The organism is bacterium, assembly GCA_016708025.1.
GTDB lineage: Bacteria > Zixibacteria > MSB-5A5 > GN15 > FEB-12 > FEB-12.
On record JADJGQ010000002.1, the window covers coordinates 478,511 to 491,909 of the forward strand.

The following is a 13,399-nucleotide window of genomic DNA, read 5'->3' on the forward strand; positions in this document are numbered from 1 at the left end:
CAGAAAGCTTTCGAAGCGCCACGAATCATCGCCTAGTGATCGCGTTGTATACGAAAGTAGGCCAGAGATTTGTATGATTGAATATTCAGCGGCCCGCGAATTCATCTTAGAATACGAGTGGCTGGGGAATATGGGCACATCCAAATACTGTTTTGGACTGATGTTTGGAACGCACCTAGCGGCAGTTGTCTGCTATGGTCCTCTGGTTGCACCAAGCGGGTATTTACGGCTTATCGGTCTTGATGAGTCGGTGCAATTCTGGCAGCTATGTCGGGGTGCGAGTACCTATTGGGCACCAAAATGGTCGGGCAGTATGCTAATCAGTCGGTCGCTAACATTAATAAGGAATTCTTATGGAGTAGATGCCGTGATTGCCTATGCCGACCCTGCTGCAGGTGAGATAGGGACAATCTATCAAGCCAGCAATGCAATATATATTGGTATGACTTCACCGGGGGGAGGCAAAAAGTACATCATCAATGGCAAGCTCTATGATCCACGGAAAGTGCACAAGAAATTTGGTTCGCGTTCACGGGATCATTTGCTTCAAATTGACCCGAATTATCAAACACAACAAATTCACAGCAAGCATAGGTATCTGTTTCTTTTGGGAAACAGAGTACACAGGAGACGCCTGGTAGAATCCGTTCGCCACTTAATCCGACCTTATCCGAAACGGAAATTCGGCATAGAGCAAAGCGTGGCAAAGCCACTCTACCTCACCACTGCTCTTTCCTGAATCTCCCCAACACCTCCAGCACAAACTTCAAATCGCTCTCCGTGTGGTCCGCGTTCACCTGGAACCGGATCAACTCGTCCCCCTTCGGCACCACCGGATAATTCAGCCCTGTCGCCAGAATCCCATTCTCAAACAGGTACTGCACCAACTTAGATGTTTTGGCCGTGTCGCGGACCATCAGCGGTGTCACCGGATGCGGGCTCGACATCGTTTCGTACCCCAGATCCGTCAACCCCTTCTCAAACATCGCGACCAGCCTGTGCAGATGCTCCAGCAATTTGCGGCCATCGGCTGAATCGAGCAAGTTGATCGAGGCCAGTGCCGCCGAGGCCTCCCCCTGTGTAATTGGGTTGGTGAAAATATAGAGCGGATTCCGTTCGCGCAAAAAGCGGATCACTTCCTTTTTCGAAACGATATACCCGCCATTCACGCCAAACGCTTTGCCGAGTGTCGCGACCAAAATATCAACCCCACTCGCCTTGCAGAGCTGCTCGGTCCCGCGGCCGGTCTCACCCAGCGCGCCGACACCATGGGAATCATCGACTATCAGCACGATCCCGCGCGGGAAAAGATGATTATGTTTCGCCACGATCGCGCTGATCGTCTCCAAAGGTGCGTAGACGCCGCGCATGGAAAAGACTCCATCTGTGATCAGCAGAAGGGTATCGCACTGACCTTCGCAGGCAACGATCTGCTCTTCCATATCCTCCATATCAACATGCCGATAGACTTTTTTGTCTTTCGGCCGGGAAAGCTTCATCGCGTTGATAATGCAGTTATGATTCAGTTCATCCGAGAGGATGATCGTCTCCGAGGTGGTCAGCGAGGTTATCACTCCCAGCACCGAGGTATACGCCGCGGAGGTGATCATGCAATCTTCGCGCCCATGAAACTGCGCCAGACGTTTTTCCAGTGCGACATGCGGCTCGTAGGTGCCCGAGATAAACCGCACTGCGCCCGGCCCGGCGCCGAATTTCCGCACCGTCTCTTCTTCAGCATGCGTCACTGCCTCGCGGGCGGACATCCCCAGATACGAATTTGAATTCATCCGCAGGAACTCCCGGCCGGGATATCCCTGAAGCATGAACCGTGGCCCACGCTCACCGCTGGCGGGAAGCATATCAACCACGATCCGTTCGGTGGCTTTGGAGGTTTTCGCGGAATCGATCTGCGCGATCTCGGCAGAGAGAGCAGGTATGAATTTATCCAGTGGCACAGCTACACTCCTTTACGACTTTCAGGCGGGAAGACCGCACGCCAGCGCGGGGGTCGATCTGTGGCCGCGGTTTCCTGGTAGCGCTCCAAAAGTCGGCGTAATATAGGGAGATAGTTGTTTAGAGCAAGGGGAGAGGCAGGGGGTGACCGTGAGTTTGTCGGTCGGTGTTAACGCATGATACGATAATGAGTTACGCCTGCAAAGTTGACGATAATATGTGAAGGGTCACGGATTCAAATGACAATTAGATTCTTCGCCCCTCAAACACTTCGCGATTCAAAATGGAATCTATCGACACCAGACTTCGCGTACGTGCTATCGTGGTCTCAGCACTAGCGATGAACTCACACAAATCTGGAGGAACTTCATCATACTCCAAATGGTAGTACGGTAAACTGCGCTGCCTCTTTGGATACTTTGCTAGAAACGGGAGCACATTTTCGAACTTCACGAAGGCCGTTTTCTCCTTGTGACTTGAAGAGTGATGAGAATGCAATCGGTCACGATGCAGCACTATAATGTCAACAACAGGTATCGCCACATTCATGCCATCGGGCCAGATGACTGCACTCATGACCCGACTATCGACATAGAAGAACTTGATATGAGGGACAAAGATTTGCGGACCCAATTGTTCATTAAATTGATTGCACTCGTAATTCCATCTCCAAATGGACTCGAGCTTTTCTGTTTCCAATAGCAACAACGGGGAGCCATCGCCTGGCTCATTTCCTATAATCTCATAGCTAGCTTCATTTGCGAAACTGTAGCCTCGCAAGAACCCCTCACTTGAAAATTCGCCGTCTCCCATGCCGTGATGCTGATAATCACTCACGAGAAGATCAAAGTGTCTCAAAAAGGCCGAGATTTCGATTTCGGCCTCCAAGGCGAAAACATGCGGCCGAAAATAATTCAGGTTGAAAATGACGGGTAGCAAGCCCTCAGCCATGAATTCTCGATCGTCCTCTGCCTCAAATTCGACTTCGTCAAATAGAAAGACGAAATAGACATCAGTACTTTCGTTCTCATACAGCGCTTGTTCGTCCGAGACACTGTAATTCTCTCTGGTCCGAAAGTAATCTGCGATCTGTTCACGGGTAGGTTGTTGCTCTGGAATTCGAGCTCGAAAGAAAAGGTCGTAGCTCATTTTTGATCCCTCCTGATTTGTCGTACATTAGCAGCTATAGCGATGATTGTCAAGATATGCGGTTATAGAACAAGGCCACCGGATCGACTCGGTGGCCCTGCGGAGACAGTACGTTGCGTCCAATGTCGTGGGGAGATCGCTACGCTCCGTACATGTCAATTATCTCCTGCTTGGTCTTGCCGAGAATATTGTACTTCTTCCCGACCTTGATAAACGCTTCAAGCGCCTTATCCAGATGATGGATCTCATGCCCCGCCGAGATCTGCGTCCGAATTCGCGCCTGCCCCTGCGGCACGACCGGGAAAAAGAACCCGATCGCGTAGATCCCTTCATCAAACAGATCGCGCGAGACATCCTGTGACAATTTCGCATTAAACAGCATCACCGGCACGATCGGCGTATCTCCTTCTTTGAGTACAAAGCCAGCCTGGGTTAGACCGCGGCGCCAGTACTCCGTGTTTTTCTCCAGCTTGTCGCGACGCTCCGTGCTTTGCGACAAGATCTGAAGTACCCGCATCACGCCGGAGACCACGACCGGAGCGATCGTATTGGAGAAGAGATATGGCCGAGCCCGCTGACGGCACATCTCCACCAATTCGCGACGGCCCGAGACACAGCCCCCGGATGCCCCGCCCAACGCTTTGCCGAAGGTCGTGGTGATGACATCGATCTTCCCGACCACACCGTATTTCTCATGCGTCCCGCGTCCGGTCTTACCAATGAACCCGGAAGCGTGCGACTCATCGACAAATACCATCGCGTCATACTTTTCGCAGAGTGCCACGATCTGGTCGAGCCGAGCCGTGTCTCCGTCCATCGAAAAGACGCCGTCGGTGATCACCATTTTCAATCGCTTGTCGGCATGAAGCTGCAATTTCTCTTCGAGATGCTCCATATTCCCGTGCTTGAATGAATCCTGCTCTGCCGAGCAGAGCCGCATCCCGTCAATGATCGAGGCATGCACCAGACGGTCCGCGATCATCACGTCATCTTTGGTCAACAGCGCTTCGAAAACGCCGGCATTGGCATCCATACAGGAAGGGAAGAGGATCGTCGCTTCCGTGCCGAGAAACTCCGTCACCTGCTCTTCCAGCGTTCGATGAATATCCTGTGTGCCGCAGATGAAACGAACTGATGACATCCCATACCCGCGGCACTGCAGTCCTTCCTGCGCCGCCTTGAGTACCTCCGGATGACTGGACATCCCGAGATAATTGTTGGCGCACATATTGATCACTTTTTTCACCGGCGCGCCGATCGGGAATTCCACCTCGATATCAGCCGCCTGCTGTGAATGGATAAATCGTTCCTGCTTGAATAAACCAGCATCCTGGATCCCATGGATCTGGTCATGGTAGATCGATCTGACAGTTGTGCTGAAACTCATATCCGACTCCTTTGCCCGGAACCCGGGAATCTATTTGACGAACCGCTGAACCAAAACCACGATCTTGTTCACCGAGTCGAAAGCCTCGGGCGTAGCCTGGTCATCCGGGATCGAGATCTTGTATTTGTTCTCCAAAAACCGCTTGAGGGAAACCATCGAGAATGAATCGACAATCCCTCCCGAGATCAGCGGGGTGTCATACCCCAATTCTTCATCTTCGTCCTCGAGATATTCATTCCTCACATACTTCAGCACGACATCTTTCATTTCATCCATAGTATCCTCCGTAAGCCGGGTGGCCGGTTAGTCGTTTTCCAGAGTTGAGATATCGCCGATCTCCTCGCCCCATTCCTGGGCGCGCAACAACCGTCGCATGATCTTGCCGCTTCGCGTTTTGGGGAGATTCGGTACATATTCGATCTCCTGTGGCATCGCCAGCGAGGAGAGTTTCTTCCGTATGAAATTCATGATATCCAGTTCGAGATCGTCACTCGCCGTAAATCCCGGCTTAAGCGTAACAAACGCTTTTACTACTTCCATATTCACGTCGTCCGGCTTTGCCACCACCGCCGACTCCGCTACCGATGGATGTTCCAGCAGAGCCGACTCTACTTCGAACGGACTGACCAGATGTCCTGCCGTGTTGATGATATCATCATCCCGCCCCGCGAACCAGAAATACCCTTCTTTGTCGATCGATGACCGATCTCCCGGCAGATACCATCCGTTCACGAACTTTTTGTTATAAGTCTCTTTGTTCCCCCAGTAGCCGCGCATTAATGCCGGCCAGTCCGGCTTGAGCGCGATCAGGCCGATCCGTCCCGACTCAGCGATCGGCTCGTACGTTTTGAGATCGAGAACGCACGACTTGATCCCCGGAAATGCCCGCCCCATCGAACCAGGCTTCACTTTCATCCCGGGGAAATTGGTGATGACGATCGATCCGGTTTCCGTCTGCCAATAGGTGTCGAGGAACGGTTTATCGAACACCCGCTGCGACCAGATAACCGCTTCGGCATTGAGCGGCTCTCCGACTGACGCCAGATGTCGCAGACTAGACAGATCATACTTTTTGACTACCTCATCGCCCGCCTTCATCAACGAACGTATCGCCGTTGGCGCGGAGTACCAGACAGTCACTTTCTGTTTTTCGACCCACTTGTACCAGTTGTCTGCGGAGAATCCGATATCCTGCACACACTGCGTTGCACCCAGCGCGAATGGCGCGATGATCCCATATGAGGTCCCGGTCACCCAACCCGGATCGGCGGTACACCAGTAAACGTCATTCTCATGAATATCCAGCACCCACTTGGCAGTCAGGTACTGCGAGATAAGGGAGTAGTGTACATGCTGTACCCCCTTCGGCTTTCCCGTTGTCCCCGAGGTATAGTGCAGTACCGAGGGAGACTCAGCCAGTGTCGGATGGCTCTCCAGCTTTTCCACCGGCGTCGCTTGCTCAAGCGAAAATGCGATCTCCCGATCTTTCAGCTCCTTTTTGCCATCATGATCGACAATGATGATATGCTCCAGATAGGGCATCTGGTCGAGGATCTTGCGCACTTTCCCGACATGCTTCCGCTGCGTTATGATTGCGCGGGTTTTGGCATCATCCAGCCGCACAAACAAAGACTCTTCACCAAATGCGGAAAACAGCGGCTGAGCCACTGCTCCTATTTTCAGCACGCCAAGAAATCCCAGATACAACTCTGGGATACGATCCATGAACAGACAAACGCGGTCCTCTGGCTGGATCCCGAGACTCCGCAGAAATGCGCCGATCGTGTTGGTGGTAAGTCGAAGATCGTTGTAAGTGTAGGTTTTTGGCTCGGCGTTGGTCCCTTCCCAGATCAGCGCCTTTTTGTTGCCGAGACCTTTACTGCAGATCCGGTCGGTGCAATACCAACCGATATTGATGACGCCCCCCGGCCTGTACTCCAATTCCTGTTCGGCCTGCGCCCAGGAAAAGTCCGTTACGCGATTTTCATAGCTTCCGAAATGGCTCATCCGTACTACGTCCCTCCTGTGACCACGCTACTACAGCGCAAGCCACATGGTCAGTGAACGCAGCCGATACTCGGCACTCGGAAGCAGCGTGTTCGCCGTACCGATGACGGAGTATTCCCTGCAGGCGAATCCCGGAAATACCTGCAGCGTTACTTATTATTACTATGTCTCTAAATGCGATTCCATCGCGCAACCCGGATCCGGTGACCTTCAGGAAAGCTTCCTTGACGGCCAGACAACCGGCCAGATACGCTCTGGCATGCCTGAATTCCCGACTTGCAGCGAGTTCTGAGTCGGTGAACAGGTCATGTACGATCTCAGGCTGCCGGTCGATCTGTCGGCTGAGCCTGTCGACGTCCACTATATCAACGCCGATCTCTATTGACATCTGGCTCCCCCACGAAGAGCCATTTTTCAGTGCGTAACTTTGACTTCGCCCTGCAACTTGGCGGAGATCTCTTTGAGCATCTCTGTCGTCATCGACTTCAGATCATACTCCGGTTTCCATCCCCACTCTTTGCGCGCCGCCGAATCATCCATCGAATTCGGCCAGCTATCGGCGATCGCCTGCCTGACCGGATCGATCTCATACTCCATCACAAAACTCGGAATATGCTTCCTGATCTCTGCCGCCAGCATATCCGGCGTAAAACTCATCGCCGACACATTGAAAGCGTTCCGATGGATCAGCTTCGAACCATCCGCTTCCATCAACTGGATCATCGCCCGCAACGCATCGGGCATATACATCATATCGAGATAGGTATTCGGACGGAGATAACAGGTGAACTTCTTATGCCGGATCGCCTCGTAGAATATCGAAACCGAATAGTCGGTCGTTCCGCCACCCGGCTCGGCGACATACGATATCAGCCCCGGGAACCGTACCCCGCGGGCATCCACAGTGAACCGCTTGAAATAGTAATCGCACAGCAATTCACCGGCGACCTTGGTGACACCATACATCGTGTCCGGCCGCTGAATCGTATCCTGCGGCGTATTATCCTGCGGCGTGCCCGGACCAAATGCGCCGATCGAGCTGGGGAAGAATATCTGGCACTTGTATTGACGGGCCGCTTCGAGCAAGTGATACAAGCCGTTCATGTTGATCTGCCAGGCGATATTCGGGCGTGACTCACCCACCGCCGACAAGACCGCCGCCAGATGATAGATCGTCCCGATCTCATGTATCGACATCACCCGGGTGATATGATTGGAATCGGTGACATCCAAAAACTCAAATGGTCCGCCGTCGCGAAGTTCCTTGTCGGTAGGCATCCGGATATCGGTTGCCACAACCATTTCTGCCCCATATCGTGTTCGAAGGGCAGAGACCAATTCCGAACCGATCTGACCGATCGCCCCGGTCACCAACATCTTCTTCATACTATTAGCTCTCTCCTTGCCCTTTGCGGATTCCCGGCGCTTATCCGCCTTTAGCGACCACTTTGTACTCTTTTTCACTTGGAGTATACACAATATCCCGATTTCTGGCAACAGGGGGAGTCGACCAAATCATGGAAATTCAGTAGCTTTTCCATAGAATAAACCAACCTGCGCCCAGACCTGTTTTGTCGCCGAATCCCAAAAGAAAATGGGTAATCGTGACTACGTTTTTGCTTGACATTGCCGATATACTTAGTTAGTTAACGATAACTAACAATTATGCGTACCGCAGCAATTGACAGAAAAGCCCAGATCATCCAGGAAGCTACCCGGCTTTTTGGAGCTGAAGAATACGATCGAGTCACCATCAAACAACTCGCCCAGAGTTGTGGTGTCACCGAACCGGCTATCTATCGCCATTTTGAATCCAAAGAAGCGATCTACGAAGAAGTTCTGCTCTCTCTGAGAAGTCGACTCGACACCAAAGAGATATTCGCCGATCTGACAAATTCCGACGATATCGAACAGATCCTCGGTCGTCTGGCGCACCATGTCATTGATTGTTTTGTCGCCAATCCGGAAATTCATCGCCTTTTGCTGTATTCTACACTCCGTGACCACGCTAGCGGCAAGCAGGTGTTCGATGCCATTCGAGGGACGTACGTGCGCTTCCTCACCCTACAGCTTGACCGTCTCCACGCCAGCGGTATGATCATCGCCAAGAACAACGAGATCACCGCTCGCTGCTTTATCGGGATGGTTTTTGACTGCGCGCTCAGTGTCACTGTCTGGAAAGGCATGCTTGGTAAGAGTTATCAACCGGCCGATGTCATAGAAAACAATATCCCGATCTACTCTCGGGGGCTAAAGAAGTAGCTGTAATCGGCTTAAATGCATTCAGCTCAATTATAGATAGTTAGTGAACACTCACTAACCTCAATGGAGGAGTAATGGAGAACCGAAGAAGAAGGATCCCCGGTCGTTCCGGACCCCTGATTCTCATTGCAGCAGTTCTCATTCTGCTGGGAGGATCAGCTTCGACGACCTGGGCACAGGGAATCGCCAACTCGACATGCGCTCAATGCCATACCGAAGTTAGTGATTCTTTTCACAATTCACCCCATGGGAAGTTCTTCAGTGATGATGCCGGGCTCCGCGACAATAGTTGCGAAACCTGCCATGGTCCTGCGACTGCCCATATCGAGTCCGGAGACCCGAAGGACATTATCAATCCTTCGAAGGTCGAAGGATCGAACGGCAATGAGCTCTGTCTTACTTGCCACAACAGCGGTCACATGGCTGATTGGTCCGCCTCCAGTCATAGCGCCGGCGATGTAAGCTGTGCTTCGTGCCATAAGGTACACAGCACTGAGGGAGTCTCTCTGAAGAAGAGTTCTCCGGCTCTTTGCTACGACTGCCACGCCGATGTTCGCTCGGCTTCGATGTTGCCCTCGCATCACCCGATCGCCGAAGGAAAGATCGATTGCCTCGACTGCCACGGGGTCCATGGTGAGACTCCGCGTATGGCTATGGAACCGACTGGCCGCGAGCTCTGCTTCAGTTGTCACGCAGACAAAGAAGGCCCGTATGCTTTTGAGCATGCGCCAGTGATGGAAGATTGTTCGATCTGTCACTCGCCGCATGGCACAGTCGCCGACAACCTGCTGAAACAAGCCGAACCGGCGCTCTGCCTTAGTTGCCATTCCATGCACTTCCACGCCTCTGTCGAAAGTGTAGATGGTGCGTTCACCGACCCGATGAATCGCTCACGGGACGGCGTCTCCACTCCCGACGGATGGAAGCTTGGCATGCTGACGAAATGCACCCAGTGTCACACCCAGATCCACGGCTCTGATCTGCCCTCACAGGCAGCCTCAACCGGCGGTAAGGGATTAACCAGATAAGGAGAATGCTATGAAACAGTTATTCATTTTCGCGCTCCTTCTTCTGGTTGTGGCCTCTGTTGCCTCCGCCCAGGAAAAGGAATCCTATTCGCTCTGGTTGGGCTCTCATTATACCAGCTTCAGCGACTACCAGAAAAAGGTCGCCGAGTTCAACAAAGGGTCCGAAGAGTGGCTGCCCGAAATGCGCCTGATCTATCTGTCGCAGGGTGAAAACAGCATCTTCCGACTCGATGGTCATTACTTTGATGATCAAAACATCGACGGCAAACTGGAGACCAGGATCGGCCAGAGCTTCAGCGGGACTTTCCAGTACCGCTCGCTGACCAATCAGTCCGGCCAGGACTTGCTCTCCAATCTTTCCGCTCGCGAATGGCTGACCACTCGCCCCGGTGGGAAGATCCTCACTTCCGAACTGCTTGATGCCGGCGCTGACTATTCTACCCATCGGGAAGAATTGCAGAGCCGCGTGGAAGCCCGCCTCTCCAAACGGAATGATATCCGACTCCTGATCGCCCATCGGATGATCATGGAAGAAGGATCCGAGCAGAAGTTGCAGACCGACCACTGCTTCTCCTGCCATTTGACTTCACAGAGTGCCGCTGTTGACCGGCGCACTCACCAATTGGAGACCGGACTGAAAGGTGATTTCGGCGGCTACAATGTCGGATACACCTTCGCCTATCGGCAGTACAACCCGCGTCACCAGGAGACTTACTCCTACTATGACCCGGCCAAACATCCGGTGAACGGCAGCAATGCCGCCGAGTTTGGATCGCGTCTCGTGTTCAGCGATACGGTACTTCCGTACGGCATTGAACCAAAAACCGAGAAGATCGGCCACAAGGTGAAGGTAAGCGGAAAAGTAGGCGAGGGACGGATCTCCGGTTCGCTCGGCTATCATACCGCTACCAACGAAAACACCGATCTCTCCACCAAAGCGATCAGCGGTGCCCTGAACTACACGCGTTCGCTTTCTCCGCGCACTCGTCTGATCGCACGTGCCAGTGCCGTCAGACAGCGCGGCGATGATCCGTACATCGACCTCCCGTCCTATCGTCGCGGTACCACCAACGGACCGATAGTCGACTTCGACTTCATTCGCTACTCCGCGCTCGACCGTCTCGATGCACGCGGTAGCCTGGAGTTGATCACACGATTGAATCCGCGGACCACCGTATCATTCCTGGCCGGTCTGAACCGGATCGATCGCTATGACTATGTCGATTTCGAAGGGAACAACCTGACCACCAAGTTTTTTGGACAGGCCAAGCTCCGCTGGCGCAAGAGCAATGCCATGACCGCATCGCTTAAGTACCGCTTCGAGATGATCTCTGATCCGTTCAGCTCCAGTCGCGGTCTGTTCGAGGCTTCCGGTCGCGAAATACTGCACACGCTGGATTCAACCGCGCCGATCAACCCGCTGGTCTTTTATTTCCAGCGCGAAGATCTCCGCTACCAGGCGATCACGACCCAGCCGACCTCGGCCCATCAGTTCGATCTCAGTGTGGACTGGATCCCATCGCCCAAAGCGAATCTGCATGCGGCGATCAAAGGTTCGTTCGACAAAAATGGCGACCTTGACTCACTCGATGTCAAGCATTCGTCTTTCATGCCGAATCTGAACCTGACCCTGATGCCGTCACCGCAGTGGTCGATGAATCTGGGGTATACGTTTAATCATTCGACAGCGCGACTGCCCGTATCGATCGCGCTCTTCGATGGCTGAGCAGGTCAACTCGTTAGCGACACCGTGGGTGTCGCCCCGAACTTGACCATCCGTCAGAAACATTATGGCTCGACCAATGCCATGACCGACTACACGACCGATGCGCACACGGTCTATCTCTCAGCCAATTTCATTCCCACCAGCAAAGCCCGCCTGCATGGCACGCTCAGTTATGTCGCCTCGACAGCAGCTCTTGATGTCGTCGAGATGCCCGATGTTACCGAGCAACTGCAGGGAGACCTGACCCACCAGGACTTCACTTTCCTGGAAATGGACAGCTACTCCGACCTTGATTACAAACTGCTGCAGTTGTCGCTGGGGCTGGAATTGAAACTCTCGCAGGGTCTGACCTGGACGGCCGATACCGATTACGCCGACCTGACAGACGATGCGGCCTATGTGTACGGAAATGAATCGGGATCGATCTTCATGATCCGCTCCGGATTCCGTTTCGACTTTTAGTCTCCTGCCCAAGGGGACCGCTCTCAAAGAAAAAGCCGCGCTCCCGTCCGGGGAGCGCGGCTTTTCATATATCTGTCTTGCTAACTATAAGATATGATAAACCTTTCGCCCCAAATGTTCCGTCAGTTCCTGCGCTTGCCCTCTTCTCAATCACCGACCGATCATCTCAATTACGCGAGAGTGTGAACTGTCGGTCCTCTAGCTTTGAGAAGTGCGGCGGGTCACACGATCGTACCTTCGCAAATCCGCATACTGCAGATCGACGGCGACGGCAGGAGAATCTGCAACAATCATGGCATCGGGATATCCCACATCGCATATGCCCAACATAGCCCGGCAATCATGATCACTGCTGCAACAAAGTATCTTCTTAGCCGGAGCTTATCACCTAATATGCCCCAAACGCTTAGCAACAGGATTGGTACTTCAAGGAATGGAGCAACGAGGATGGAAGCAAAAACTACCGCCAAAGGAAATGCGCCGTGATAGAGGTCAACGACGGCAGCCCAAAGTATGACGACTAAAAGTATAAGAACCAGGGTAAGAAAACTTGCCCGAATGAACCTGATCATGAACTGCTTACCCGTCCGTTGCAGCTCCGGAGACCGCTAGCCGATCTGCTTTATCGCCTCCAGCAACTGCTGCTTGTTCGCCATCGAGATCTGACGTCCCTGTATCGGCAATCCCGCCAATCCCCGCGCATACTGACGTAACTTCGACACCGGGAGCGCCTCAAGCTGCTCCATCGACATTGACCCGGACAGCGACTTGGGCGAGGATACCGCCGGAGCAGCCTGCGGTGTGACCGTCTGACGGACCGGAGCGGCAACCACCACTTTTGGTTTGCGCCCTCTGGTCGCACCAGTCGCTTTTTTGGTCACAGGAGCCGACGCCACCACCGGTCTGCTCCGCTTTGGCGTGACCACACTCGCAAGTTTACCTTCGCGATGCGGGATGATCCGCGCACAGATAAGACTCCCCGACTGTTGTGCCGCATGTGCTCCCGCCTCGATCGCCGCACGTACCGCCGGCATATCCCCCTCGATCTTTACCACCACAAACGAGGCATCGATCAATGTCACCGAACTGACCGATGCGGTGGCAGCCTGTGATGCGGCAGTCGAGGCTTCCATCGCCCCGGCCAGATTGGTCGTCTCTATCAATCCCAGTGCGTCCATTCGTCCGTTTTCCCGTCTTAGGCTGATTGGTTGTTCGGGAGCAAATATAGCGGAGCAGGAGCGTGTCGCCATTAAATAATTAACCGCCTGCACTCCCCTCGAGTACAGACGGTTTCGATACACCAAAGAAAAGAGGACCTTCTAAGCACCAACACAGCGCTCAGGAGTAAAAATGACATAACCTGTTATAGCAATGCGTGTGCCCGTCACTGTCCGCAATCGCACGCACGTCGTAACTCATTGTGAG

At 53.2% G+C, this 13,399-nt stretch carries 14 protein-coding genes; 5 read left to right on the forward strand and 9 right to left on the reverse strand.

Annotated features, from left to right (window positions below; translation table 11 throughout):
• Positions 1 to 73 precede the first annotated feature (73 nt).
• Positions 74 to 739 (forward strand): hypothetical protein, encoded by a 666-nt coding sequence (locus tag IPH75_08330; protein ID MBK7142071.1) that lies wholly within the window; start codon positions 74 to 76, stop codon positions 737 to 739.
• Here the strand turns inward: IPH75_08330 and IPH75_08335 are convergent.
• The 7 genes from IPH75_08335 to IPH75_08365 form a co-directional block, all read right to left on the reverse strand.
• Positions 720 to 1,859 carry an aminotransferase class I/II-fold pyridoxal phosphate-dependent enzyme gene (locus tag IPH75_08335; GenBank protein ID MBK7142072.1) on the reverse strand — a complete coding sequence of 380 codons (1,140 nt, stop codon included), beginning with the start codon at positions 1,857 to 1,859 and terminating at the stop codon, positions 720 to 722. The two genes, IPH75_08330 and IPH75_08335, sit on opposite strands and share 20 nt — an antisense overlap.
• A 340-nt stretch (positions 1,860 to 2,199) precedes the next feature.
• The gene (locus IPH75_08340; protein ID MBK7142073.1) at positions 2,200 to 3,102 is read right to left on the reverse strand and encodes a hypothetical protein; all 903 of its coding nucleotides are present in this window, start codon (positions 3,100 to 3,102) and stop codon (positions 2,200 to 2,202) included.
• A gap of 139 nt (positions 3,103 to 3,241) precedes the next feature.
• A complete protein-coding gene (kbl, locus tag IPH75_08345) occupies positions 3,242 to 4,489 on the reverse strand; it encodes a glycine C-acetyltransferase (protein MBK7142074.1) in 1,248 nt (415 codons plus the stop codon).
• Positions 4,490 to 4,519: 30 nt separating this feature from the next.
• Positions 4,520 to 4,765 (reverse strand): acyl carrier protein, encoded by a 246-nt coding sequence (locus IPH75_08350; protein MBK7142075.1) that lies wholly within the window; start codon positions 4,763 to 4,765, stop codon positions 4,520 to 4,522.
• 27 nt (positions 4,766 to 4,792) lie between these two features.
• A complete protein-coding gene (gene acsA / locus IPH75_08355; protein MBK7142076.1) occupies positions 4,793 to 6,496 on the reverse strand; it encodes an acetate--CoA ligase in 1,704 nt (567 codons plus the stop codon).
• A complete protein-coding gene (gene acpS / locus IPH75_08360; GenBank protein MBK7142077.1) occupies positions 6,474 to 6,884 on the reverse strand; it encodes a holo-ACP synthase in 411 nt (136 codons plus the stop codon). The genes acsA and acpS overlap by 23 nt, the downstream gene beginning before the upstream one ends.
• 26 nt (positions 6,885 to 6,910) lie before the next feature.
• Positions 6,911 to 7,882, reverse strand: coding sequence for an L-threonine 3-dehydrogenase (locus IPH75_08365; GenBank protein ID MBK7142078.1), 972 nt, complete (start codon positions 7,880 to 7,882; stop codon positions 6,911 to 6,913).
• A 279-nt stretch (positions 7,883 to 8,161) separates the two neighbouring features.
• On the opposite strand from IPH75_08365, the gene IPH75_08370 reads away from it, so the two are divergent.
• From IPH75_08370 to IPH75_08385, 4 genes are all read left to right on the forward strand, one after another.
• Positions 8,162 to 8,758 carry a TetR/AcrR family transcriptional regulator gene (locus IPH75_08370; GenBank protein ID MBK7142079.1) on the forward strand — a complete coding sequence of 199 codons (597 nt, stop codon included), beginning with the start codon at positions 8,162 to 8,164 and terminating at the stop codon, positions 8,756 to 8,758.
• Between the two features lie 74 nt (positions 8,759 to 8,832).
• Positions 8,833 to 9,786: a DmsE family decaheme c-type cytochrome gene (locus IPH75_08375; GenBank protein MBK7142080.1), complete on the forward strand. Its 954-nt coding sequence runs from the start codon at positions 8,833 to 8,835 to the stop codon at positions 9,784 to 9,786.
• Between the two features lie 10 nt (positions 9,787 to 9,796).
• Complete coding sequence (locus tag IPH75_08380; GenBank protein MBK7142081.1) at positions 9,797 to 11,512, forward strand: hypothetical protein; 1,716 nt, start codon at positions 9,797 to 9,799, stop codon at positions 11,510 to 11,512.
• Between the two features lie 42 nt (positions 11,513 to 11,554).
• The gene (locus IPH75_08385; protein MBK7142082.1) at positions 11,555 to 11,974 is read left to right on the forward strand and encodes a hypothetical protein; all 420 of its coding nucleotides are present in this window, start codon (positions 11,555 to 11,557) and stop codon (positions 11,972 to 11,974) included.
• Positions 11,975 to 12,264: 290 nt separating this feature from the next.
• On the opposite strand, the gene IPH75_08390 is transcribed toward IPH75_08385, so the two are convergent.
• Positions 12,265 to 12,546, reverse strand: coding sequence for a hypothetical protein (locus tag IPH75_08390; GenBank protein MBK7142083.1), 282 nt, complete (start codon positions 12,544 to 12,546; stop codon positions 12,265 to 12,267).
• A 36-nt stretch (positions 12,547 to 12,582) separates the two neighbouring features.
• Positions 12,583 to 13,152, reverse strand: a complete 570-nt coding sequence (locus IPH75_08395) for a BMC domain-containing protein (protein ID MBK7142084.1) — start codon at positions 13,150 to 13,152, stop codon at positions 12,583 to 12,585.
• Positions 13,153 to 13,399: the final 247 nt, after the last annotated feature.